The organism is Rhizobium sp. P1_C7, assembly GCF_056406295.1.
On record NZ_JBFUAL010000006.1, the window covers coordinates 247,789 to 272,265 of the forward strand.

Below are 24,477 nucleotides of genomic sequence, written 5' to 3' on the forward strand. Positions count from 1 at the left end.
CTCGACTGCCTATCCCACCACCAACCCGTACCGCGCCATAATCTCCTTCATCTTGGCCGGATCCGGCGGTCCGTCGGCCAACAGTGCGGCCATCTCCCGGAAATATTGCGGCCCCAGCACGCCCGGCGTCAGAACGCACAGCACGACGGCAGGGGCTTCGCTGTCGTTTCGGAAGCTGTGCACGACGCCGCGTCTGATGAAAACGCTTTCGCCCGGCGACAGGAATACGTCCTCGCCGCCGACGCGGAATGCGAGCGTTCCCGAGAGCCCGTAGACAGCTTCGTCCCAACTTTCGTGGTAATGGGGCACAGGCACGCGCGCCTTCGGCTGCACCGTCATGCGGAACATGTCGAGGCCGCCCTCCGTCTGCTCCTTGTCATGCAGGAATTCCAGCGTCAGCCCGCCGATTGCGATCGTCTCTGTCATCGGTCCCTCCCGCGCCAATTGGGCGGAGGCGCTCCGCGCGGCCAGACTGCCTGATCGCCGACCGCATAACAAGACATCCCATGCCACCCATTACGCCATCGGATGGCATGCCGCTTCATGAGGTCCTGTGACGGATGTGACGCTTGTGACGCATTTTCAGGACAAGGGAGGCAGGTAGCGGTTCCACGGATCTTCGAGGTCAGAACGCTCATACCCTCTTAATTGTTTTTGTTGTGTTTTTTCTCTCTCATCTTTGTCCACGTCGAACCGCTTTTGTGTCACCTCTCCCTTCCCTGAAAAAAGCGTCACATCCGTCACAAGCGTCACACGTACCTGTTTTTGCATCACGCCGTAGAGCCTCAGCATTTTCGCCAGTCGGCGCGTGTCCAACGGCTTCCCCCTGATGTCGCGCCACGGACTTTCCTCAAGCTCATGCAACCGCTCCAGCACCGTCGCAGTGTCCAGCCTCTCGGCATCTGCAAAAACCGCGCGAAGATCTCGGAGAAGAAGGACGCCGAGCGTATGTTCATCATCGACGCTCGCCGCGAGCAGGGAAATCGCTGCCTCGTTGGCGCGTTCATGCCAGTCCTCCCCACACGCCTGCGCAATAGCCAACAACGGCTCCCATACGTCCGCCTGCCGGTCGGCAACGCCCGGCGGCATCTCTGGCCACGACGGCTGCACGCTCTCGGCCCATTTCTCAAGTCTCTTTCGCAACCCCTCCGCCTCCGCCTCTACCTCTCGGCGCTGGAAAGGCTCGACGGGTTCATTTTTGGCGCGACGGCGCATGCGCACGACGATCGATCGCGACAGGATCGTGTCTGGAAGGTTGCCGAGCCCGGCAAGCGCGACAGCGTAAAAGCAGTGCGCCGGCGGGTACTAGCCAAGCTGCAGCGCCGCCGATATCTCCCCAAGCGTCGCCTTCTCCGCCTCACTGACGGTCACGCCACCTATGCCCATGAAGCCACCCTCTTTTGAGGCTTCGGCCACTTTCTGACTGATCTGATAGAGCCAGCTTTTAAAGGCCGCCGAATCGGCGGGCGCCTTGGCCTCAACGACCGTGCGGGCTTGCTGGAGCGTTTCGATGCACCTTGCTTTGATCTCCTGTGGCTTGGCTCCCTTGAGTTTCGCCTGCAATCCATCACGGGCCGCACTTCGCCCTTCCGACGTTTCGAAGTCGCCGACGATCGCTTTGATCAGCGGGTTTGCCGCAGCGTCGGCCTTCGCCTGCAGGAGCGCGCTGCTGTTGGCAATACTCTCCTTGAGCATTCCCCACAGGCCGCTCGGTTCTGCGGCGGTAACGGCTATGCCGGCCATCATTACGCTCTCCAGCAAGAGCTTCCATTCGTCTACTGTGAACATCGACTTGTCAGCCATGAGTTTCGCTCCTTTGCTTATCGGTTCCACAAACGTAATTGCCGGGATCACGCGAACTTCAGAACATCAATAGTCGGTTTTAGGATCTCGGAGACTCCGGGGATGGCCAGACCTTGTCAAACAGCGCTTTGAGCGTCGGCGTGATCAATCTGGGCATCGGCAGCACCGACAGCGCTCTGTACCTTGCTGCTTTCAAAACTCAGCGCGGTGGCAATACGCCGCCCAACCACGTCAGGTGTCAGCATCTGCATGATATTGGAAACAAGATTGATAGCCAGTGGTGCCTCCTCCGCATGATATCGTTGAAAACAGCTCTCCCATCGAGCGATTCACTCGATGGCTCGCCGACTGGCTGCAATTCACGTTCCGAGGATCATTGACCAAGAAATTGAATTGTCACGATTCCCAAGTTACACGTATTAGCATTTGCAAATATATCGCGCCAGTTCTTGATTGGCTTACGCAACCGACGGTGCTGGCGCCTACCAACCGAGAGCTATAGGGAAGTCCGGTTGCGCTTCTCAAGGAATCCCATGATACCCTTCCGTGCCTCAGGCGTCTCCCAGCTATCAGCAAGTCGCCGCACGACATCCTCGATGATCTCTTCTGTGATCGGCGCTCCAAGCGAGCGGACAAGCCCTTTGGCGCTTGCAGCGGCTTGCGGCGACGCAGCGAGAAATTCGCTCGCTGCGGCTTCAATCGCACGGTCGAGGTCATCGTTGGCCACGACGGATCCAACAAGCCCGATAGCACTGGCTTGTTCTGCATCGAACACTCTGCCGGACATGAAAAGCGGCCTCGCGGCTGAGGCGCCGATCCGCGCGACGACGTAGGGGCTGATCGTTGCGGGGATGAGGCCGAGACGAACTTCCGTCAGGCCGAAACGCGCCGTCTCAGCAGCCACCACGGTATCGCAGACGCTTATGAGACCTATGCCGCCACCGAAAACGTTTCCATGCACGGAAGCGATCAGCGGCTTCGGAAGCTCGTTCAGCGCCTTAAACATCATTGCCAGCCGACGGGCCTCGGCAATTCGCTCACCTCGACTGGCATCGAACTGGGCGCGCATCCATTCCAGATCCCCACCCGCGCAAAAACTCTTGCCGGCGCCCGCCATGATGACCGCGCGAACGCTCTGGTCCGTACCCAGGAGACGAGCCGCCTCGGTGAGCTCATCAATCATCCTTGCAGACATCGCATTGTGCTTGTCTGCACGCGCAAGCGTCAGCCGCGCCACGCCGCGCTTGTCGGTCTCGATTCTCAGCGTTTCCGGCATCAGGCGGCACTCCTCAGACTGCGGGCAAAAGCCGCCGCCTGTTCCAGCTTTTCGGGCGACAGCCCTGTTCGATAGCCTTTGAGGGCGAGATACTGCGCGACCGCCAGCGTATCGACATTGCCCTTTGCGCCCGGCGCGTAGGGACAACCACCGAGCCCTCCGACGGATGCATCGAAGACGCGAAGACCGTGCTCCAGCGAAACGCCTATATTGTCGAGAGCCCACCCATCGGTGTCGTGGAAGTGACCAGCCAGCATAGTGGCTGGCGCATAGGAAAGAACCGTCACCAGCATGCGGTCGACCTCCTCCGGTCGGCCACGACCAATCGTGTCCCCGAGACTGATCTCGTAGCACCCGAGCGCATGCAACTGGTCAACGACCCCTGCCGCCGCCTCCGGCGCCACGGCGCCTTCGTAGGGGCATTCGACGACACAACTGACGTAGCCGCGCATGGGAATGCCGCGCTCGCGGCTCGCTTGAGCGACGGGTCGGAACCGTTCGATGCTCTCTGCAATAGTACAGTTGATGTTGTGACGCGAAAAGCTCTCGGAGGCGGAAGCGAAGATCGCAATCTCGTCGGCGTCTGCCGCCATCGCGGCCTCGAAGCCTTTGATGTTCGGCGTCAGCACGGCATAGCGCACGCCGGGTCGGCGACGGATGCCGGCCATGACTTCGGCAGCGTCGGCGAGCTGCGGCACCCATTTGGAGCTGACGAAGCTCGTAACCTCGATGCGTTCGAAGCCACAATCGGAGATCACGTCGACCAGTTCGATCTTCTTATTCGTCGAAATCGGGTCCTTCTCGTTCTGCAGCCCATCGCGCGGCGCCATCTCAACGATCGACACATCTCGCGGAAGTAGGGAGGAATGCCCGGTCGGCATGGTTACGCCTCCTCCGCTTTGAGAGTGACGAGCAGGGCACCTTCTTCTACCTGCTGCCCCTCATTCACCTCAACAGTATCGATGGTACCGCCCCGAGGGGCAACGAGGGTTAGTTCCATTTTCATGGCTTCCATCACCACAAGCGGCGCACCCTTCGAAACAACCGCATTCTGTTGTGTCCGTACGATCTTGACGAGACCCGGCATCGGCGCGGTTAGCCTGCTGCCGGAAACAACGGTCTCAATATCGGCATTCAAGGGATCAGGGAGGCGAAAGACATGCGTTTTGCTATCCATTCGCAGGACGAGCTGATGGGCAGCCAGCGTGGCCTTCACCTCGATCTGCCGACCGTCTACCTCCGTCCGGCATCCGTCATCGAGGCGGCTGACGATCTTCACCGGAATCACCCGCTTACCGTCGTGAACGGCGAAGAAATCAAAGCCCCTGGCAGCGATCCGCAAGCTTGAACGACCGCCCTCGTGTTCCAAAGTAACGATCCGTTGCATGTCGCTCCAGAGCTGCCAATACCCCAGCGCCTGCCAGGGATCGCCTTCCTGTCGTTTGGGTATGCCGAGCGACAAGACAGCTGCAAGTGCGATTGCAATATCCTCCGGAGGCTGAACCGCGGTCAGATGCTGGATGTTGCGATCAATCAGGCCGGTATCCGGATAGCCGGAAACGAATTCGTCCTGGCTGCTCAATTGGGCGAGAAATTCGAGATTGGTGGTCATTCCGGTGATGTGCGAAGCCCTTAGCGCCCTGGTGAGACGGGAAAGCGCACTGGCGCGGTTCGGCCCATGCACAATCATCTTGGCAATCAGCGGATCGTAATAGGCCGATATCGCGTCGCCGGCGCGAACACCGGCATCGACGCGAGCGTTGACATCTGGAAAGCTCAGCTGTCCGATCGTCCCGGTAGCGGGCAAAAAGCCCTTGGAAGCGTCCTCTGCATAGATGCGCGCCTCGAAAGCCCAGCCGTAGATCTCAAGCTCGGGCTGCGTCTTGGGCAACGGCTCCCCGGCAGCAACGCGCAGCTGCCACTCGACAAGGTCGACGCCGGTGATCGCTTCGGTGACTGGATGCTCCACCTGCAACCGCGTATTCATCTCCATGAAGTAAAAACGGTCCGGCAACAATCCGTTCGTCACATCAGCAATAAATTCGACTGTGCCGGCGCCACGGTAGCCGATAGCGCGTGCGGCACGGACGGCGGCCTCCCCCATCGTCCATCGCATGTCCGCCGTCATGCCCGGCGCGGGCGCCTCCTCGATCACCTTCTGATGTCGGCGCTGCAGAGAACAATCGCGCTCGAACAGATGAACGACGCTGCCATGTCGATCTCCAAAGATCTGGACCTCGATGTGTCGGGGCTGTAGCAGATAACGCTCGAGCAATATGCCGTCGTCGCCGAAGGCTGCGTTCGCCTCTCGCCGCGCGGCCACCAGGGCTTCCAGGAACTCGTCTTCGTGATCAACACGTCGCATGCCCTTGCCGCCACCACCAGCACGCGCCTTGATGAGGATGGGGTAGCCAATCAAAGCGGCTTGATCGGCAAGAAAACCGTCGCGCTGATCATGACCGTGATAGCCGGGTACGACAGGCACGCCGGACTGCTCCATGAGCGCTTTCGCGGCATCCTTCAAACCCATTGCACGGATGGACGACGGCTGCGGTCCGATGAAGATGATACCAGCCGCTTCAACCGCTTCAGCAAAATCAGCGTTCTCCGACAGAAACCCATAGCCCGGGTGGATGGCTTCCGCGCCGGTGCGCTGAGCAGCCGCAAGAATGCGCTCGATCGACAGATAGCTCTCCTGCGCGGCTGGCGGCCCCAGGCGGACGGCCTCATCCGCCATTTCGACATGCAGCGCGCCGACATCCGCATCGGAATAGACGGCAACCGTGGCAATGCCCATGCGCCTTGCCGTGCGGATCACCCTGCAGGCAATCTCGCCTCGATTTGCGACAAGGATCTTCTGGAACATGGCCGCCTCACATCCTGAAAAGACCGAAGCGGGTGTCTTCGATCGGTGTATTCAACGAAACCGACAGCGACAGGCCGAGCACGTCCCGGCTCTTGGCGGGATCGATGACCCCGTCGTCCCACAGACGCGCGGAGGCGTAGAGCGGGTGGCTCTGCCGTTCAAAGAGATCGAGAACGGGCTGCTTGAAACCGGCTTCCTCCTCCGCCGTCCATGGCGTGCCGGCGCGAGAGAGCGCTTCGCCGCGCACCGTTGCCAACACACCAGCTGCCTGCTCGCCACCCATCACGGATATGCGGCTGTTCGGCCAGGTCCAGAGGAAACGCGGCGAAAAAGCTCGCCCTGCCATGCCATAATTGCCGGCGCCGAAAGAACCGCCGAGCAACATCGTTATCTTCGGGACAGCAGTTGTCGCAACCGCGGTGACAAGCTTGGCGCCGTGTTTGGCAATTCCCTCTGTCTCATACTTCCGCCCGACCATGAAGCCGGTGACGTTCTGCAGGAAGACGAGCGGGATCTTTCGCTGCGAGCAGAGTTCCACGAAGTGCGCGCCCTTGAGTGCCGACTCTGAAAACAGCACACCGTTGTTCGCCAGAATGCCAACCGGGATGCCGTGAATGCAGGCAAATCCGCAGACCAGCGTTGCCCCGTAGAGCGGTTTGAATTCATCAAAGCGCGAGCCATCGACAATACGGGCAATCACCTCGCGGACGTCGTACGGCGTCCTGAGATCGGCTGGCACGATACCAGCGATCTCCGCCGGATCATAAAGCGGGGCGTCTGCATTCTTGATCACAGTTGGCGGTGCTTTTGCGCGATTGAGGTTGGAGACAAGCTGCCTGGCAAGCGCAAGCGCATGGGCGTCGTCGCGCGCCAGGTGGTCCGCAACGCCCGATAGCCGGGTGTGCACGTCGCCGCCGCCGAGGTCCTCGGCCGAAACGACCTCTCCCGTCGCTGCTCTTACAAGCGGTGGGCCTGCTAGAAAGATAGTCCCCTGTCTTTCGACAATGATGGCCTCGTCAGACATGGCCGGCACATAGGCACCCCCGGCCGTACATGAGCCCATGACGACAGCGATTTGCGGGATCCCGGCAGCAGACATATTCGCCTGGTTGAAGAAGATCCTGCCGAAGTGATCGCGATCCGGAAACACCTCGTCCTGGTTCGGCAAATTCGCACCGCCGGAATCCACCAGGTAGATGCAGGGGAGATTGTTCTGCGCAGCAATCTCCTGTGCGCGCAGGTGCTTCTTCACGGTCGCGGGATAGTAGGTTCCGCCTTTGACAGTCGCGTCGTTGCATATGATCATGCAATCACCACCGGCCACGCGGCCGATACCGGTGATCAGCCCGGCCGCGGGTGCCTCGTTGCCATACATCCCGTGTGCCGCTGTCAGCCCCACTTCGAGAAAGGGGGTGGCTGGATCGATCAAAGCGGCGACCCGATCTCTCGGCAGCATCTTGCCGCGGCCAACATGGCGCTCACGCGCAACGGGACCACCACCCTGAACAGCGGCGACAGCAGCTTCTTCTACGACGCGCACCGCGTCCGCCATCGCGGCACGGTTCGTCCTGAAGTTTTCCGAGTTTGTCGAAATTTGCGACTTCAGAACCGTCATTTGTCACCGATGCCAGGTTCGCGGGTGAATTCTCTCGATCATGCCGTCTCCTCGAAAAGTTCACGGCCGATCAGCATGCGCCGGATTTCCGAGGTCCCGGCACCAATTTCATAGAGCTTGGCATCACGCAGCAGCCGCGCAGCCGGGTAATCGTTCGTATAACCGTTGCCGCCAAGCGCCTGGATCGTCTCGAGCGCCATGATCGTCGCCTTTTCTGCAGCGTAGAGAATACAGCCCGCGGCATCCTTGCGACTCGCCTCGCCTCGATCGCACGCCCCTGCGACAGCGTAGACATAGGCGCGGGCCGCGTTCATCGTGACGTACATGTCGGCGAGCTTTCCCTGCATCAGCTGGAATTCGCCGATCGCCCGGCCGAACTGTTTTCTCTCGTGAAGGTAGGGGACGACGACGTCCATGCAAGCCGCCATGATCCCGAGAGGTCCGGCCGAAAGTACGACGCGTTCATAGTCCAACCCCGACATAAGCACCTGGACACCACCGCCGAGCGTGCCGAGAATGTTGGCCACGGGCACCTCACAATCGGAAAATATCAGCTCACAGGTATTGGAGCCCCGCATGCCGAGCTTGTCGAGCTTCGGACCAGTCGAAAAACCCTCGAAATCTTTTTCGACGAGGAAGGCCGTGATTCCACGCGGACCGGCCTGGGGATCGGTCTTGGCGTAGACAACCAGCATATCGGCGTCCGGACCGTTCGTAATCCACATCTTGCTCCCGTTCAGGATGTATCTGTCGCCGCGCTTGTCCGCACGAAGCTGCATCGACACGACGTCCGATCCCGCCGACGGTTCAGACATTGCGAGCGCACCGACATGCTGGCCGGAAATCAGCCCGGGAAGGTAGCGTGATTTCTGCTCGGCGGTTCCGTTTCGGCTGAGCTGATTGACGCAGAGATTGGAGTGCGCGCCGTAGCTAAGACCCACCGAAGCGGATGCACGGCTAATCTCTTCCATAGCAACACAATGAGCAAGATAACCCATGCCCGCGCCGCCGTATGTCTCCTCGGCGGTGATTCCGAGAAGCCCCATGTCCCCCATCTCGCGCCAAAGCGGTGTCGGAAAGCTGTTGCTGGCGTCTGTTTCGACAGCAATCGGTGCAATCCGGTCGCAGGCAAAACGGCGAACCGCATCGCGCAATGCCTCTATCTCGTCAGTCAACGCGAACTTCAGGCCCCCGGAGTACATTGGCTTCCTCCCTTTTGTCCGGCGCGATCACGCGGCGTCCGGCCGCGTGCGATTACTTCAGTCGGTTGGCAATCTACGTGACGTTGCCGACAACCTCCTCCGTGGCCGCCAATAGGGTTAAAATGTCATCCAAGACCCGTGCAATGACAAGCACAATCAGGAGTTCACCTGAGATCGACCGATCCGACCCGAATGAGGCAAGCTGGTTCTGTGGCGTGGCCTCTAGCCGTGTGTTGTCACAGGCGACGAGCTCGCATGCAACATAAGCTCTCCTCCCCAGGCAGCGATCGCGACTGTTTGATCGCCACGGACGACCCTTTCGGATCTCAGCGCGACGTTATCACACTACCACTTGGCGAGCGGAATTTCCGAACGAAGACGGCTAACTTGTTATAGCAAATGAAAAGATCCGCGCGCGGCCGCGATATGTTCGTTCGGAAGCGAGCAGCGAAGGCACGCTCCGAAGAATCAAGGCGTGATTCCGTTTAACGCTTGAGGGCGCGACCGCTCCGGCTCTGGGAAATCGCACGGGCCTGGCAGCGCTCGACGAGCGCCTGCTGAACTTCAGTCTGGAAGATCATCACCTGCTGGCGGACTTGATCTTCAGAGAAGCCGAGCGAGGCGAGCTCATCGGCAAGTCGGCGGCATTCCGTTTTCCAGAAATGAACAGCGTCTTCACCATGGCAACGCTCCAGTTCCGCAGCACATCGATCGATGTCGCCCGCACGCGAGGCAACCGGAAAGAGGATGATTTCGCTCATGGTCATTGCCTGCAGCTTCTTGCGTGTTTGTACCGACATCGATTCGTTCCGTTGTGTTCGACGTCATTCCTACCGAAGCATAGTTAACGCTTTCCTCCACCCGTCGGATGAAGTGCCGCACCGTTTCGGGCAGGCATCGGGGCCTGCCTCAAAAGCGGGCTTTTGATCGGTTGCAAAGAAGGCTACACATTTGCAATCTGCTTCAGGCGGGACAGGGGGGACGACATTGGTGCGAAAGGTGATCGCGAAGCCTGCGGCGGCGGCTATCGTTCTGTTTGCGCGCGCTATCACTGCCGTTCGCGCGATCTGGCCGGCCGAGGGCGCCCCCGCGGGGCAATGCGTCTATTTTGCAAATCACTCCAGTCATGGCGATTTCATCCTGGTCTGGGCGGTTCTGCCACCGCGGATGAGACGAAACACCCGCCCGGTTGCCGGTGCCGAATACTGGCTCAAGTCATCGATAAGCCGATTCATCGGGCGCGATGTCTTCGACGCCGTTCTCATAGAGCGTGATCGCGACAAGCGCACACATGACCCAATTGAGGTCATGGCAACCGCAATCGATGCCGGCTCGTCGTTGATTCTCTTCCCGGAGGGTACCCGCAATCAGACCGACGCATCGCTGCTGCCGTTTAAAAGCGGCCTTTTTCATCTCGCATCGAGCCGACCGGATGTCTGCCTTGTGCCGGTCTGGATCAACAACCTCAACCGGGTGATGCCGAAGGGAGAAATTGTGCCTATCCCGTTGATATGCACGGTCAGTTTCGGCAGCGCCCTTCGGATCGAACCCAACGAGAGCAAGGAGGCGTTCCTGAACAGGGCGCGAACCGCGCTTCTGGGTCTGTCCCCCAAACAGGCAGGCGGTAACGCATGAACACGGCCAATTCCGATCTATGGACACTCGTGCTCGGGATCCTGACCGTGCTGATCGCAGCATCTGCCATCGGCTACATCCTCCAACGCCGCTTATCTCCGGATGGCTCGAACGCCTCCATCGAAAATCTCAATGCGCGGATCAAGGCGTGGTGGGTCATGGCCATCCTGATCGGCCTCGCCTTCCTCGCCGGACGGATTGGGGTTCTTGTCCTGTTCGGTTTCTGCTCGTTTGCGGCCTTGCGCGAATTTATCACCCTCACCCATACGAAACGCGCCGATCACTGGGCGCTCGCAGCCGCCTTCTTCGTCGTGCTCCCGATCCAGTATTTCCTGCTCTGGGCAAAGCAATACGGCATATTCTCGATCTTCATTCCTGTATACGCGTTCCTTCTGATGCCGATCATCTCCGTTTTGCGTGGCGATACCGAACGCTTTCTCGACAGGATTGCCGAGGTGCAGTGGGCGCTGATGATATGCGTCTTCTGCGCCTCGCACGTTCCAGCGCTGCTGACACTGAACATCGCAGGCTATGAAGGCCGCAACGTCCTGCTGATCGCCTTCCTCGTAATCATTGTCCAACTCAGCGACGTACTGCAATATGTCTGGGGCAAGTTGTTCGGGCGAACCAAGATCGCGCCGAAGCTGTCGCCCTCAAAGACGGTCGAGGGTTTCGTTGGCGGCATCGCCAGCGCGACATTGATTGGCGCCGGGCTGTGGTGGATCACGCCGTTCACACCCATTCAGGCCGGCCTGCTTGCCTTCATCATCACCTTGATGGGCTTCTTCGGGGGCCTGGTCATGTCGGCTATCAAGCGGGACCGCGGCGTAAAGGATTGGGGCAATCTCATCGAAGGACACGGTGGACTGATTGACCGGCTCGACTCCGTGGTCTTTTCCGCGCCAATTTTCTTCCACATCGTGCGCTATTGGTGGTCGAACACATGAACCGCGGGCTCCAGCGCGCCGCAAGCAGCAGTATTACCCATGTCGCATTCGCGTTCTTGGCCATGGGCGGATGGGCGGTGCTGGCCAACCGGGAGTATCCGGTTCCGCGAACATTGCTGGCTGGCGCAGTGCAGGGAACTCTGTCGGCATGCCTGACACTATTCCTCAAGACCGCCGTGGAGCGCCTCTCCGGTCGGTTCGCGGGAATGACCGCATTCTGGGCGCCGCCGCTGATCGCATGCGTCGCCTCGAGCGCCATTCTCACGGCAATCCATGCGTTGAGCGGGACACCTGAGATACTCAAGACCATCGCCTTGCCTCTCGCGGTCTCTACGAGCTACGCGACGATCTACAGCTACTCTTTGTACCGAAAGGGAGACCGGACATGACCCAACCGGGCGAACGCAGACCGCTTGCAAGCCGCGACACGCATTGGGCTCGGTCGATCGCACAATGGCTCGCGTTGAAATCTGTCACGCCCAATCAGATCTCCCAGGCGAGCATGCTCGCGGCCGCGCTGGCGGGCGGCGCATTCTCCCTGTCTGGAGCGAGTACTGGTTGGGCGCGGATCATCCTTCTTCTGTTGGCCGCCGGATTCTGCCAAGTGCGGCTGCTCTGCAACCTCTTTGACGGCATGGTGGCGGTCGAAGGCGGCAAGGGTGCAGCGGACGGTCCATTCTGGAACGAATTTCCCGATCGCGTTGCCGACATCCTGATCCTCGTCGGGGCAGGGGCCGGAATCGGATCGCCCGGTCTGGGCTGGGCAGCGGCTTCATTTGCGATCTTGACCGCCTACGTTCGCGAACTCGGCCGCGCAACGGGGCAGCCAAGCGACTTTTCAGGTCCGATGGCTAAGCAGCACCGCATGGCGACAATTACCGCCGCCGCGCTGATCTCGACAGTTGAGCCACTATGGAACTGGGAAAATCAAGTTCTGACCATCGCTCTGTGGCTCGTCGCCGTTGGCGCAGGCGTTACTGCCCTCCGCCGCAGCCGAAATCTCGTTCAGCGACTGAAGGACAGTCGATCAGCTCTCTAGCGTCTGCGGCGAGAGTACCGGAATGGCCGAAAGTGCGCTTGTGGAAACACAGGGCAACAATAAAACAGCCACGCCGCTTCTTCTTTTCCCCGAAGCGGCCTAGGACTAGCCTCGCTTCGGCGAGGCATTTTTCCAGCCCTCGCCTCCTTGCGCTGACTCCCTGTCGAGATTGCCACGGACGCTATCTGTAGACTCTCTCTGATAAGATGCTCATGCCGGTGCGAACGAGAAATTCGTGAACGATTCTGCGCCGCATCGGATTCTCAAGGCGCGTCGCCTTTGAGCCCAGAAATTCGGTCTCTACATGACCGAATGCGCTAAGATCAGGCGATGTCGCAATGGCCTGAGAATAGAACCCATGAAAAGGCTGCCGGCAAACATAGGTCTTGTACTTCGTTATGCAGAAAACGGAGAATGCGCCTTGCTGTGCGCGCAGGAAGTCTGCAACGCCAACCGTGACCTCCGGCCACGTGGGGTTGAACGTGTCGTCGAAGGCGATGATGCCGTGGTCGGCAAGCGAGTTCGCTGCCAGTTGGCTGTCCGACGCAACGTGGAAGAGCATATGGCCGCCATCGACGCTGAAGAAGCGAATCGAACCGGCCCTGTCTTTGATGTCCGAGGGCTTCAACAGCGTGCTGTCGCTTTTGATCACCAAATCCTCGCGCACCGGCAAACCAAGGCGGCGGCCGTTTTCGACAAACCGAGCATATTGGTCGATACCGCCCGTATCGCCGATGTCGAAGGAATCGATTGCCACAACCTCGTCGCCACAAATTCTCCTGAATAGAAAATAGGATCGGCCGTAGTAGACGCCGATTTCGGCCACCGCTCCGCCGAGACCCGAAGACGCCTGGGAACGTAAAAGAGACAGAAAAACGAGTGCATCCGGCGGATCTATATAACCCTCGATCGCCTGAAGATCATGAAAGACGAATTTCCGAAGCGCAGGATCCATTTGAAATGGCTTTCCAAGTCATCGCTGAATTCAATTCGAAATATTATTCCTGCCATCGACAATAAAACAAGAATTTCCAATTTATAAAGCAAAAATATTGCATACGCCCGGAGAAAGACAACGAGAATTCTAACGGAGAGACAGTATGTTCTGAGAGATCTGTTGCGTTTTCGTTGACTTGTCTGCCGCAGGCAAGCCGAATGACTTCGTCACATTGCGAAACGAAAAATCTGCTAATCGCGTTAGCGATATGATGGCATTAAAGCAGCGAGTCTGTCGTTTCCTTCTTTTTATCGCCATCTCCTTACTTTAATTCTTTCCCGTCCAATACAGCAACAGAAGGTGGTGCATGGCAGGTGAAACGATACTGGTCGTCGGTGGTGCGGGATATATCGGCTCGCATACGTGTCTCGATCTCGCAAACAAGGGCTTCAAGCCGGTCGTGTTCGACAACTTCTCAAACGGACACCGCGAGTTCGTCAAATGGGGAATAGCCGAAGAGGGAGATATCAGGGACCGCGCCCGACTAGACGAGGTTCTGGCCAAGCACAAACCGGCCGCAATCCTGCACTTTGCGGCTCTGATTGAAGTCGGCGAATCGGTGAAAGATCCGGTCGCTTTCTATGAAAACAACGTGATCGGCACGCTTACGCTGCTCGCGGCCGCACAGGAAGCGGGAATCAAGGCCTTCGTCTTTTCCTCGACATGCGCGACATACGGTCTGCCACTGAGTGTACCGCTGGACGAAACACACCGGCAAGTGCCGATCAATCCATACGGCCGTACCAAATATATCGTCGAGCAGGCGCTCTCCGACTACGACAGGTACACGGGCTTTCGCTCGGTGGTCCTACGGTACTTCAACGCCGCGGGCGCAGATTTCGAAGGCCGGATCGGCGAATGGCACAAACCGGAAACCCACGCCATCCCGCTCGCGATCGATGCAGCGCTCGGTCGACGCGAAGGCTTCAAGGTCTTCGGAAGCGACTATGAAACACGCGACGGCACCTGCGTGCGCGACTACATCCATGTGCTGGATCTCGCCGACGCCCACGTTCGCGCGGTCGAGTACCTGCTGAGAGGCGGGGAGTCAGTTGCCCTCAATCTCGGAACCGGCACGGGCACGACCGTCAAGGAGCTGCTTTCGACCATCGAGCAGGTATCGGCAAAACCCTTTCCTGTCGAATTTGTCGGTCGCCGCGAAGGCGATTCGCACACTCTTGTCGCCAACAACGACAAGGCGCGCGAGGTACTTGGCTGGGTGCCGCAGCATGACCTCTCGGCGATCATCAGCTCCGCCTGGAACTGGCACGCCAAATCCAATCAGCATTGAGCGGATCTTCATGAGCGGCAAGCCGAACATTCTCTTGATCACCGCGGACCAATGGCGCGGTGATTGTCTTTCAGCGGTCGGTCACCCCTGCGTGAAGACGCCGAACGTGGATGCCCTTGCCGCAGAAGGCGCGCTGTTTGCGCGCCACTATGCCGGTGCAGCCCCGTGCTCACCGGCACGCGCCACGCTCTACACCGGCCTTTACCAGATGAACCACCGCGTCTGCCGCAACGGGTCCCCCTTGGATGCGCGTTTTGACAACCTTGCCCTGGCGGCAAGGCGGGCGGGCTACGACCCGACGCTGTTTGGATATACCGATACCGCGCCTGACCCACGCGGTCTCGATGCGCGCGATCCGCATCTGACGACCTACGAGGGACTTCTCCCAGGTTTCACCGCGCGGCAGCTGCTGCCGGAACATGAAAGGCAGTGGCTTTCCTGGTTGCGCTCGCGCGGCCACGAGAATGCGACAAGCCGGGATATCCATATTCCCGTCGGTGCGAAGCCCGGCGAGATTTCGAGGGTGCCGACGGAGTATTCCAGGGATGAAACCCAGACCGCGTTCATGACCGGCGAATTCATCCGCTGGCTCGGAGAACAGGATGCGCCGTGGTTTGCACACGTATCCTTCCTGCGGCCGCATCCACCCTTTTCAGCGCCAGCTCCGTTCAACGACATGTTCGGCCGCGGCGACGGGCCGGATTTCGCACGGGCGCCCACTCGCGAAACGGAAGAACGGTCCCATCCCTATCTGTCCTATGCCATGCCGAGAACCGATAAGGGCAGCTTCATCCACGGCGCAACGGGACCCGTCAGCGATTGGGGCGCACAGGATTTTTCGGACATCCGGGCCATCTACTACGGGATGATCGCCGAAGTGGATGCTCAGCTGGGAGAGATCTGGAAAGCGCTCAAGCAAGCCGGCGCCTGGGAAAATACAGTTGTGGTATTCACGTCCGACCATGCGGAGATGGCAGGCGATCACTGGACGTTTGGCAAGGGCGGCTTCTTCGACGGCAGCTACCACATCCCGCTCGTTATTCGCGATCCCCGGTCGCCGGCAATCGGCACGACGGTACTGCATTTCACGAGCGCTGCGGACATTTTCCCAACGCTCTGTGAGCGTCTCGGCATCGAGCCGAAGAACAGCCTCGACGGCCAATCTCTCCTTCCGTTTACCCGCGGGCACAAGGCGGAGAACTGGCGCGATGCCGCCTTCTGGGAGTTCGATTTCCGCGACATCGAACATCAAGCCGCGGAAGCACATTTCAGGCTGCGCTCCAGCGAATGCAACCTTGCCGTCATGCGCGACGAAAAGTTCAAGTTCGTGCATTTCACTGCGCTTCCGCCGCTGCTCTTTGATCTACGCAACGACCCGATGGAGCTGAACAACATCGCCGCCGATCCGGTTCATGCATCAACGCGCCTCGCCTACGCCGAGAAGCTGCTGTCTCTACGTGCGCGTCATCTCGATCAAACGCTTGCCTACACCGAATTGACGGAAGGAGGGCCGGTCAAACGCCGGCCCTGAAGAGCCTCAGGTAAAACGACCGAGGTAATCCATCTTTCCGACGGGCACGCCTTGATTGCGCAGGATCGCGTGCGCCATCGAGATATGGAAGTAGAAGTTCGGCAGCGCGAAGGTCACAAGATATTCCTCGCCACGGAAAATAACCTTGTTGCCACCGGGCGCGATGACAACTTCGCGCGTCTCCGTTCCGTCGAGCGCATCCAGCGCAATGGTCGCAAGGTGAGCCTCGGTCTTGGCCAGACGCGCCCGCAATTCGGCTATCGTCGTCTCGTTGTCTTCGAATTTCGGCGCTTCGACGCCAGTCAGGCGCGAGATCGCGAGCTTTGCGCTGTCCGTCGCCCGTTGATACTGCCCGGAGAACGGGAGCATGTCCGGAACCAGGCGGACGGCGACCAACTCGGAAGGGTTCATGCCCTTTTCGCCGGCAAACGTCTCGGCCTTGTCGAGATAGCCACTCAAGGTGGCCAAACCACGCCGGAACAGAGGAACAGTCAGGCGATACATCGAAATAGGCATAAATCTCTCCATCGAACGCGGCCGATCAGCCACCTTTGCCGTGGGATCATGTAGTCAGTTCCGATGACATTTCCATCCCGCCAACCGTCTGTCTAAAATAGAAACATAATTAGGAAGGGGGGTGGCGTATTTCGCCAACTTTTCTATTCTGCGCTCTTGGTATCGCCCCCCCGGGCAAACAGGAACATACATGCAATTCGTATTCGACGGCCACAATGACGTTCTTCTCCGGCTTTGGACACACGAGCAGGCAGGCGATGATCCAGTCGCTGAGTTTTCCAACGGAATAGCTTCGGGTCACATCGATGCCCCTCGCGCCAAGGCGGGCGGGCTCGTGGGCGGACTCTGCGCAATCTATGTGCCGTCGGGTGACCTCGTTTTCGCCGATCCCGACAAGAACGGCCATTACGTCACACCATTTGCCGCTCCGCTTGAGCCATTGCCTTCTCTAAGGGTGGCGACCGAAATGGCTGCAATCGCGCTGCGTCTGGATAGCGCAGGCGCCTGGCGCCTGTGCCGCACAGGCAAGGGTATCAGACAAGCAATGGCGGACGGCGTATTTGCCGCCGTCATGCATATGGAAGGGTGCGAGGCGATCGGAGCCGATCTGGCTGCGCTGGAAGTCTTCTATGCTGCCGGTCTGCGGTCGCTCGGCCCGGTCTGGAGCCGCCACAACATCTTCGGCCACGGCGTACCGTTCGCCTTCCCCATGTCGCCGGACACGGCACCTGGGCTGACGGCAGCCGGCTTCGAACTGGTTCGGGAGTGCAATCGCCTCGGCATCATGATCGACCTCGCCCACATAACCGAGAAGGGCTTCTGGGATGTGGCGAAGACCACGGATCAACCGCTCGTCGCCAGCCACTCGAATGCACATGCACTGACGCCGGTTGCCCGCAATTTGACCGACCGGCAGTTGGATGCGATCAAGGAGAGCAGCGGCCTCGTCGGCGTCAATTACGCGACTGCGATGCTGCGCAGCGATGGACGCTCAGACGGCGACACACCGCTAAGCGACATGATTCGCCATATTGATTACCTGGTGGAGCGCGTCGGCATCGATTGCGTGGCTCTCGGTTCGGATTTCGATGGAGCGACGATTCCCGACGAAATTGGCGACGCGGCCGGCAATCAGAAGCTGATCGCCGCACTCGAGCGTGCTGGATACGGCGCGCGCGATCTTGAAAAACTTGCCAGTGGGAACTGGCTGCGGATACTGGCTTCGGCGTGGAGGGAAGAGGACGTCTGAGCTCGTAGTGCTTTGTGTGGAACTTAAAAAAGGGGAATAAAACCGTGAAAATGAACAACCTGAACAGCCATTTGCGTCTGCTTTCCGCAGGCGCTGCACTTTCCATTCTGTTGATGGCTGCACCAGCCGCCTTCGCAGAGACCCCCAAGGACACCTTGGTCGAAGGCTTCGCAATCGACGACATCATCACGATGGATCCCGGCGAGGCATTTGAACTGTCGACAGCGGAAGTCACCAGCAACACCTACAGCCTGCTTGTGCGCCTCGACATGGACGACACATCGAAGGTCAAGGGCGATCTCGCCGATAGCTGGTCTGTGTCCGATGATGGCCTGACCTACACTTTCAAACTGAAGTCCGGCCTGAAGTTCGCCTCCGGTAACCCGATCACGGCGGAAGACGTAGCCTGGTCGTTCGAGCGTGCGGTCAAACTCGACAAGAGCCCGGCCTTCATCATCACCCAGTTCGGCATCAACGGCGACAACGTCGCCGAAAAGGCCAAGGCAGCGGATGCGGGCACATTCGTCTTCACAGTCGACAAGCCGTATTCACCGAGCTTCGTTTTGAACTGCCTGACCGCGACGGTTGCCTCCGTTGTCGACAAGAAGCTGGTTCTGGATCACGTCAAGCCGATCACGCCGAGCGCCGACTACAAATACGACAACGATTTCGGCAACGAGTGGCTTAAGACGGGCTATGCCGGTTCCGGCACCTTCAAGCTCCGGGAATGGCGCGCGAATGAAGTTGTCGTGTTGGAGCGCAACGACAATTACTACGGCGAGAAGGCCAAGCTCAACCGCGTCATCTATCGCTACATGAAGGAAAGTTCCGCCCAACGTCTGGCGCTTGAATCCGGCGATATCGATATCGCCCGCAACCTCGAGCCGAACGATCTCGACGCTGTTGCGAAGAATGCCGATCTTGCTCAGGAAAGCGCCCCCAAGGGCACCGTCTACTACGTTAGCCTCAACTCGAAGAACGAGAACCTGAAAAAGCCGGAAGTCCAGGAAGCATTCAAGTATCTGGTCGACTATGATGCGATCGGCGCAACACTCATCAAGGGCATCGGCGATATCCATCAGAGCTTCCTGCCGAAAGGCCAGCTCGGCGCTCTGAGCGAGAACCCGTACAAGTTCGATGTCGCCAAGGCCAAGGAACTTCTGGCCAAGGCCGGTCTGAAGGACGGCTTCACTGTAACGATGGATGTGCGTAACACGCAGCCCGTCACCGGCATTGCGGAATCGATGCAGCAGTCACTCGCGCAGGCAGGCGTGAAGATGGAAATCATTCCGGGCGACGGCAAGCAGACGCTCACCAAGTACCGTGCCCGCACCCACGACATGTACATCGGCCAGTGGGGTTCGGACTACTTCGACCCGAACTCGAATGCCGACACCTTCACCACGAATCCCGACAACTCGGATGCGGGTACGGTGAAGACGCTGGCATGGCGCAACACCTGGGAGGCACCGGAGCTCGACAAGGAGACCAAGGCCGCCTTGCTGGAGCGCGACAGCGCCAAGCGTGCGGCGATGTATGAAGACATCCAGAAGAAATTCCTAGCCAACAGCCCCTTCGTGGTCATCTTCCAGCAAACGGAAGTTGCCGGCTATCGGAAGGCACTCAGCGGCTTCAAGTTGGGACCGAGCTTCGACACCAACTACGTTGGCCCGATCGGCAAGGAATGATCCGGCAGGATTGATCCATTGAGCATCGTCGAAACAAAGACGGAAGCACGGCCGAAACCCGGCCGTGCTCTTCCTGTTACCAAAGCGATCGGCCGCTTTCTAGTCGCCGCCGTGACCACTTATCTCGGCCTTCTGGCCGTGACATTCTTCATCGGCCGCGTTGTGCCGATCGACCCGGTTCTCGCGATCCTCGGCGACCGGGCGCCAGCCCATGTCGTCGAGCGCGTTCGCCGCGAACTCGGTTTCGATCTGCCGCTTTACCAGCAGTTTTATATCTATCTAGGAAGCATCCTCTCGGGTGATTTCGGCACGTCGGTTCTGACCACCAACCCTGTGATGACCGATATCAGGCGCGTCTTTCCCGCTACGATCGAGCTTGCGACCCTCGGAACGATCATCGGTTCGGTCATCGGCGTGCCGCTCGGCGTCCTCGCGGCGGTCAGGCGCGGCAGCTTTGCCGACCAGATCGTGCGCGTCATCGGTCTCATCGGCTATTCCGTCCCAATTTTCTGGCTGGCGCTTATCTCGCTTGTTATTTTCTACGCCAAACTGCGCTGGGTGGCTTTTCCTGGGCGGATCGATATTGTCTTCGAATACACCTTTACCCCGATAACCGGTTTCTATCTCTTTGACAGCGCGGTACAGGGGCAATGGGACGTATTCTATGACGTGTTCCGGCACATCATCCTGCCCGCATCGTTGCTCGGCTATTTCTCGTTGGCCTATATCAGTCGAATGACGCGCAGCTTCATGCTGAACGAGCTCAGCCAGGAATATGTCGTAGCCGCACGGGCCAAGGGCCTGTCGGAAACAAGGGTGATCTGGGGCCATGCGCTTCGCAACGCGGCCGTGCCCCTCGTAACCGTCATTGCGTTGTCCTATGCCGGCTTGCTCGAAGGCTCGGTTCTGACGGAAACAGTCTTCTCCTGGCCGGGCATTGGACTTTACATCACCAACTCGCTGCAGAACGCAGACATGAATGCGGTGCTCGGTGGCACGATCGTGATCGGCACCGTGTTCATCGGCATCAATCTTCTGTCCGATCTACTTTATCGCTCCCTCGATCCCAGGACGCGAAGCCGATGACCGCTCCCGCAAATCAAACACCACCCCTTAGCCGCCGCGAGTGGCTGCTGTCCGATCGGCCGCAGTCCCGCACCCAGGCTCGCCTCGGACGGGCTTACGTCACCTGGCGCCAGTTCACCGCCAACCCGCTCGCCGTTCTCGGCCTTCTGATCATCATAGCTTTGCTATTAGTCGCTGCATTCGCCGATGTGCTCGCGACGCATTCTCCTGTCATCGGAGACCTCAAGAACTCTCGCCTGCTGCCGCCCGGCACCGACGGCTTCCTGCTTGGCACAGACGATCAGGGCCGCGACATCTATTCGCGGTTGATTTATGGGTCCCGTCTGACGCTGATGGTGGTGGTGCTCGTTGCCGTCATATCCGCGCCGATCGGCCTCCTCGTCGGCACGGTATCGGGCTATGCCGGGGGGTGGGTCGATGCCGTTTTGATGCGTATCACCGACATCTTCCTCGCCTTCCCGAAGCTTGTGCTGGCACTTGCGTTCGTCGCAGCGCTCGGCCCCGGCATCCAGAACGCTATCATCGCCATCGCTATCACGTCGTGGCCGCCATACGCCCGTATAGCACGTGCCGAAACACTGACGGTCCGACGCTCCGACTATATCTCCGCGGTCAGGCTGATGGGCGCCTCGCCGCTTCGCATCGTGATTCGCCACGTCATGCCGCTCTGCATCTCCTCGTTGATCGTTCGCGTAACGCTCGACATGGCAGGCATCATTCTGACGGCAGCCGGCCTCGGCTTCCTCGGCCTCGGAGCACAGCCGCCGCTTCCGGAATGGGGCGCTATGATCGCTTCGGGGCGCCGCTTCATCCTCGATCAGTGGTGGGTTGCCGCCATGCCCGGTATCGCGATCCTGATCGTCAGCCTCGGCTTCAATCTGCTCGGCGACGGGCTGCGTGACGCGCTTGACCCGAAGGAGAGCGGACAATGACTGCTCTCCTCGCCGTTAAGAACTTGAAGGTCAGCTATCCCACGCGCACCGGCGTCATCGAGGCCGTGCGCGGCGTCTCCTTCACACTCGGAAAGGAGCGGCTTGGGATCGTCGGAGAATCCGGCTCTGGAAAGTCCCAGACTGGGCGCGCGATCATGGGACTCACGCCAGGCCATGGCATCGTGACGGCCGATACGCTCGATTTCAACGGCATAGACCTGCTGGCAGCACCGGCAAAGCAGCGGCGCCAGCTGCGCGGCAAGCGCATCGCGATGGTTCTGCAGGATCCGAAATACTCTCTGGATCCCGTCATGACGATCGGCCGCCAGATCTGCGAAACACTGCGCACGCACGAGAAGGTCGGCAAGGCAGAAGCACGCGACCGCGCCATCGCGATGCTGGAGGCAGTGCAGATCCGCGATCCGCAACGCGTGTTCGATCTCTATCCGCACGAGGTTTCCGGTGGCATGGGACAGCGAGCTATGATTGCGATGATGCTGATTGCCGATCCGGAGCTGCTGATTGCCGACGAGCCGACATCGGCGCTGGATGTCACGGTCCAGCTCGACGTTCTTCGTATCATGGACCGCCTGGTCTCGCAGCGCGGTATGGGACTGATTTTCGTCTCTCACGACCTCCGCCTCGTCTCGTCTTTCTGCGACCGCGTCATCGTCATGTATGCCGGAAAGGTCGTGGAGGAGCTCAAGGCCTCGGATCTCAAAAATGCACAACATCCTTACACGCAGGGGCTTTTGAACTGCATGCCGCAGATCGGCGAGAACAGGCATCCGCTGCCGGTCCTGGATCGAAAGCCGGAGTGGGCCCTATGAGCGCAGCACTTTCCATCGACAATCTCAGCGTTGTCTACGACCATTTTCATGCGCTGAAACAAGTAAGCGTAGAGATCGAAACCGGAGAATCGTTCGGACTTGTCGGCGAATCCGGCTCGGGAAAATCGACCCTGCTACGCGCGGTCGCCGGTCTCGCACCGGTCAGGAGCGGGGCGATCAGAATTCACGGCGAGCCGTTGGTCGGTTCACGGCGAAGCAGGGAATTCTATCGGCAGGTGCAGATGGTCTTCCAGGATCCATACGGCTCGCTGCATCCGCGACAGACCATCGACCGTCTGCTGCTCGAACCCTTGGCGATCCACGGCATCGGCGACGGCGAAAGGCGCATCGCCCGCGCACTCGACGAGGTCGGCCTCGGCAACGGCTTCCGCTTCCGCTACCCGCATCAGCTATCCGGCGGCCAACGGCAGCGGGTTGCCATCGCCCGCGCACTGATCGTCGAGCCGTCCATCCTATTGCTCGACGAGCCCACCTCTGCCTTGGATGCATCCGTGCAGGCCGAGGTCCTGAATCTGCTGGAAGAAGTCCGACATGAACGAAAGCTGACATTTGTCATGGTCAGCCATGATCTCGGAGTCATCACCCATATGTGCAAGCGGCTTGCCGTTATGCGCAATGGCGCCGTCGTCGAACGACTGACCGCGTTGCAGCTCTCACGGGCGTCGGTTCACGAGGACTACACGAGAAATTTGATGATCGCGAGCAAGGGTTTTGTAAAAGCCTGAAAGCCAACATTTTCAAATGATTGAAATCCCTGGTGTCGGTCGGCGCGTTAAGAATAACAGTCCGTTAAAACACGACCAATCGACTAGACTATTGACACCTGCCTTGCTTCTGTCATGATCGCGTTAACGACTGTTAGTTTTCGTGATCATGGAGATGAGGCATGTTCTTTCTCGGCGGCATGACCATGGGATACCTCGCACCTCCGGCCAAGACCGACAGAGCTGCGAATGAAACGTCCATACCGGCAGAACGAGACCGCCGGCTGATCGAGGCCCCCAACGCGCCACATCAGGAAACCGCGGTTGAGCGTTCTTTGATTTGGGCTTGGCGGACTCTCTGCTAGCTCCGTCGATGTCGAACGGATTTTCTCATCCTTCCGCATCCGGTGGAATTTTATCTCTACCAATCACATAGACATTATAAGAAAATAAGCTCCGATGAAGAGCGCTAGAACAGATGGAGGCAGCACATGGCAGACCTGGGTATATCGCATACTCATGTGAACCAGTATGGTTCCGTGCGCTCGAAGAAGCCTGCGACAACCCGCAGCAAGGTTCACCTTGTGTTGAATGCGACTCTCGTGACAGCGGCGTTTGTTTTCTTGGCGGCTGTCGTCTGCGGAATCATTGGCTAGGACAAGCTTAGTAAGCACTTCTGCATCGCACCCGCTTATAGATATATCAATATGAAGGTCCTTCGCCCTCGGCGGAACCAATCATGTGAACCATCGTTATCCCGTCACAAAACGACTAGGGAGATGGAAATGCTTTACTATGCACTCGTATTTCTTGTTGTGGCGCTGATCGCAGGCGTTCTGGGGTTTGGCGGCATTGCAGGAGCGTCGGCGTCAATTGCCCAAGTACTCTTCTTCTTGTTCCTGGCGCTTTTCGTCGTATCGCTGCTGGCGCGCCTGCTCCGCCGAGCCTGAATCAGTCAGCATCGACCAAATCCGGCGTCCGAAAGGCGCCGGATTTTCTGTGTCTGGGCACCACACAGACGATTGTTGGCGCTCGACTGGTCTCCTTAGGTGAAAGCTCTTGACTTGAATTATTGCAATAGTGTCCAACTTTCCGAATTGGCTCTGCGGGGGGAGAAACACCACTCAGCCAAACCCCTCTCGCGTAGCCGCTCGAATGTTCGCGTCTAAATCGTTTCGTATTGTCTGTTGATTGGCGTTGGCACTAAGCCTGGTCGCTTTTGATAAAGCCCGGGCGTGTTCATGCGGCA

The 24,477-nt window shown here is 59.1% G+C and carries 26 protein-coding genes; 14 read left to right on the plus strand and 12 right to left on the minus strand.

The genetic code is table 11. The features are described 5' to 3' along the window. Positions 1-9: 9 nt before the first annotated feature. The 10 genes from AC1D2R_RS11905 to AC1D2R_RS11950 form a co-directional block, all read right to left on the minus strand. The gene (locus tag AC1D2R_RS11905) at positions 10-426 is read right to left on the minus strand and encodes a cupin domain-containing protein (RefSeq protein ID WP_477967472.1); all 417 of its coding nucleotides are present in this window, start codon (positions 424-426) and stop codon (positions 10-12) included. Positions 427-582: 156 nt separating this feature from the next. Next, complete coding sequence (locus AC1D2R_RS11910) at positions 583-1,215, minus strand: DUF3631 domain-containing protein (RefSeq protein ID WP_477967584.1); 633 nt, start codon at positions 1,213-1,215, stop codon at positions 583-585. 90 nt (positions 1,216-1,305) lie between these two features. Next, positions 1,306-1,803: a hypothetical protein gene (locus AC1D2R_RS11915; protein ID WP_477967473.1), complete on the minus strand. Its 498-nt coding sequence runs from the start codon at positions 1,801-1,803 to the stop codon at positions 1,306-1,308. Between the two features lie 116 nt (positions 1,804-1,919). Then, the gene (locus tag AC1D2R_RS11920) at positions 1,920-2,054 is read right to left on the minus strand and encodes a hypothetical protein (RefSeq protein WP_477967474.1); all 135 of its coding nucleotides are present in this window, start codon (positions 2,052-2,054) and stop codon (positions 1,920-1,922) included. A gap of 245 nt (positions 2,055-2,299) precedes the next feature. Next, a complete protein-coding gene (locus tag AC1D2R_RS11925; protein ID WP_477967475.1) occupies positions 2,300-3,079 on the minus strand; it encodes a crotonase/enoyl-CoA hydratase family protein in 780 nt (259 codons plus the stop codon). Beyond that, positions 3,079-3,960: a hydroxymethylglutaryl-CoA lyase gene (locus tag AC1D2R_RS11930; protein ID WP_477967476.1), complete on the minus strand. Its 882-nt coding sequence runs from the start codon at positions 3,958-3,960 to the stop codon at positions 3,079-3,081. The genes AC1D2R_RS11925 and AC1D2R_RS11930 overlap by 1 nt, the downstream gene beginning before the upstream one ends. 2 nt (positions 3,961-3,962) lie before the next feature. Then, positions 3,963-5,945, minus strand: a complete 1,983-nt coding sequence (locus tag AC1D2R_RS11935; RefSeq protein WP_477967477.1) for an acetyl/propionyl/methylcrotonyl-CoA carboxylase subunit alpha — start codon at positions 5,943-5,945, stop codon at positions 3,963-3,965. Positions 5,946-5,952: 7 nt separating this feature from the next. After that, the gene (locus tag AC1D2R_RS11940; protein ID WP_477967478.1) at positions 5,953-7,560 is read right to left on the minus strand and encodes a carboxyl transferase domain-containing protein; all 1,608 of its coding nucleotides are present in this window, start codon (positions 7,558-7,560) and stop codon (positions 5,953-5,955) included. A gap of 38 nt (positions 7,561-7,598) precedes the next feature. Beyond that, positions 7,599-8,762, minus strand: a complete 1,164-nt coding sequence (locus tag AC1D2R_RS11945; RefSeq protein ID WP_477967479.1) for an isovaleryl-CoA dehydrogenase — start codon at positions 8,760-8,762, stop codon at positions 7,599-7,601. Positions 8,763-9,247: 485 nt separating this feature from the next. After that, entirely contained in the window at positions 9,248-9,562 is a 315-nt protein-coding gene (locus tag AC1D2R_RS11950; RefSeq protein ID WP_477967480.1) for a DUF6074 family protein, read from the minus strand. Positions 9,563-9,752: 190 nt separating this feature from the next. Here AC1D2R_RS11950 and AC1D2R_RS11955 point away from each other — a divergent pair, with 190 nt between their 5' ends. From AC1D2R_RS11955 to AC1D2R_RS11970, 4 genes are read left to right on the plus strand one after another with little or no spacing between them, the layout of a single operon-like run. Next, a complete protein-coding gene (locus AC1D2R_RS11955; protein WP_477967481.1) occupies positions 9,753-10,397 on the plus strand; it encodes a lysophospholipid acyltransferase family protein in 645 nt (214 codons plus the stop codon). Next, the gene (locus tag AC1D2R_RS11960) at positions 10,394-11,344 is read left to right on the plus strand and encodes a phosphatidate cytidylyltransferase (protein ID WP_477967482.1); all 951 of its coding nucleotides are present in this window, start codon (positions 10,394-10,396) and stop codon (positions 11,342-11,344) included. Before AC1D2R_RS11955 ends, AC1D2R_RS11960 begins: the two co-directional genes overlap by 4 nt. Next, the gene (locus AC1D2R_RS11965) at positions 11,341-11,733 is read left to right on the plus strand and encodes a hypothetical protein (protein WP_477967483.1); all 393 of its coding nucleotides are present in this window, start codon (positions 11,341-11,343) and stop codon (positions 11,731-11,733) included. The genes AC1D2R_RS11960 and AC1D2R_RS11965 overlap by 4 nt, the downstream gene beginning before the upstream one ends. Continuing rightward, positions 11,730-12,383, plus strand: coding sequence for a CDP-alcohol phosphatidyltransferase family protein (locus tag AC1D2R_RS11970; RefSeq protein WP_477967484.1), 654 nt, complete (start codon positions 11,730-11,732; stop codon positions 12,381-12,383). The genes AC1D2R_RS11965 and AC1D2R_RS11970 overlap by 4 nt, the downstream gene beginning before the upstream one ends. 181 nt (positions 12,384-12,564) lie before the next feature. Here the strand turns inward: AC1D2R_RS11970 and AC1D2R_RS11975 are convergent, their stop codons facing one another. After that, entirely contained in the window at positions 12,565-13,338 is a 774-nt protein-coding gene (locus tag AC1D2R_RS11975) for a class I SAM-dependent methyltransferase (protein WP_477967485.1), read from the minus strand. Between the two features lie 349 nt (positions 13,339-13,687). On the opposite strand from AC1D2R_RS11975, the gene galE reads away from it, so the two are divergent. Both galE and AC1D2R_RS11985 read left to right on the plus strand, forming a co-directional pair. Beyond that, positions 13,688-14,671: a UDP-glucose 4-epimerase GalE gene (gene galE, locus AC1D2R_RS11980; RefSeq protein WP_477967486.1), complete on the plus strand. Its 984-nt coding sequence runs from the start codon at positions 13,688-13,690 to the stop codon at positions 14,669-14,671. 10 nt (positions 14,672-14,681) lie between these two features. After that, positions 14,682-16,202, plus strand: a complete 1,521-nt coding sequence (locus tag AC1D2R_RS11985) for an alkaline phosphatase family protein (RefSeq protein WP_477967487.1) — start codon at positions 14,682-14,684, stop codon at positions 16,200-16,202. 6 nt (positions 16,203-16,208) lie between these two features. On the opposite strand, the gene AC1D2R_RS11990 is transcribed toward AC1D2R_RS11985, so the two are convergent. Then, positions 16,209-16,718: a DUF1993 domain-containing protein gene (locus AC1D2R_RS11990; RefSeq protein ID WP_477967488.1), complete on the minus strand. Its 510-nt coding sequence runs from the start codon at positions 16,716-16,718 to the stop codon at positions 16,209-16,211. Positions 16,719-16,908: 190 nt separating this feature from the next. On the opposite strand from AC1D2R_RS11990, the gene AC1D2R_RS11995 reads away from it, so the two are divergent. The 8 genes from AC1D2R_RS11995 to AC1D2R_RS12030 all read left to right on the plus strand — a co-directional run bounded on the left by AC1D2R_RS11995 (position 16,909) and on the right by AC1D2R_RS12030 (position 24,178). Further along, the gene (locus tag AC1D2R_RS11995; protein WP_477967489.1) at positions 16,909-17,967 is read left to right on the plus strand and encodes a dipeptidase; all 1,059 of its coding nucleotides are present in this window, start codon (positions 16,909-16,911) and stop codon (positions 17,965-17,967) included. 50 nt (positions 17,968-18,017) lie between these two features. After that, positions 18,018-19,655 (plus strand): ABC transporter substrate-binding protein, encoded by a 1,638-nt coding sequence (locus AC1D2R_RS12000; protein ID WP_477967585.1) that lies wholly within the window; start codon positions 18,018-18,020, stop codon positions 19,653-19,655. An 18-nt stretch (positions 19,656-19,673) separates the two neighbouring features. Then, positions 19,674-20,741 (plus strand): ABC transporter permease, encoded by a 1,068-nt coding sequence (locus AC1D2R_RS12005; protein ID WP_477967490.1) that lies wholly within the window; start codon positions 19,674-19,676, stop codon positions 20,739-20,741. Continuing rightward, complete coding sequence (locus AC1D2R_RS12010; protein WP_477967491.1) at positions 20,738-21,673, plus strand: ABC transporter permease; 936 nt, start codon at positions 20,738-20,740, stop codon at positions 21,671-21,673. The genes AC1D2R_RS12005 and AC1D2R_RS12010 overlap by 4 nt, the downstream gene beginning before the upstream one ends. After that, positions 21,670-22,503: an ABC transporter ATP-binding protein gene (locus AC1D2R_RS12015; protein ID WP_477967492.1), complete on the plus strand. Its 834-nt coding sequence runs from the start codon at positions 21,670-21,672 to the stop codon at positions 22,501-22,503. The genes AC1D2R_RS12010 and AC1D2R_RS12015 overlap by 4 nt, the downstream gene beginning before the upstream one ends. After that, entirely contained in the window at positions 22,500-23,249 is a 750-nt protein-coding gene (locus AC1D2R_RS12020) for an ABC transporter ATP-binding protein (protein ID WP_477967493.1), read from the plus strand. The genes AC1D2R_RS12015 and AC1D2R_RS12020 overlap by 4 nt, the downstream gene beginning before the upstream one ends. 161 nt (positions 23,250-23,410) lie before the next feature. Further along, entirely contained in the window at positions 23,411-23,593 is a 183-nt protein-coding gene (locus AC1D2R_RS12025) for a hypothetical protein (RefSeq protein ID WP_477967494.1), read from the plus strand. A gap of 420 nt (positions 23,594-24,013) precedes the next feature. Then, complete coding sequence (locus tag AC1D2R_RS12030; protein WP_477967495.1) at positions 24,014-24,178, plus strand: DUF1328 domain-containing protein; 165 nt, start codon at positions 24,014-24,016, stop codon at positions 24,176-24,178. The last annotated feature ends 299 nt before the right edge of the window (positions 24,179-24,477 follow it).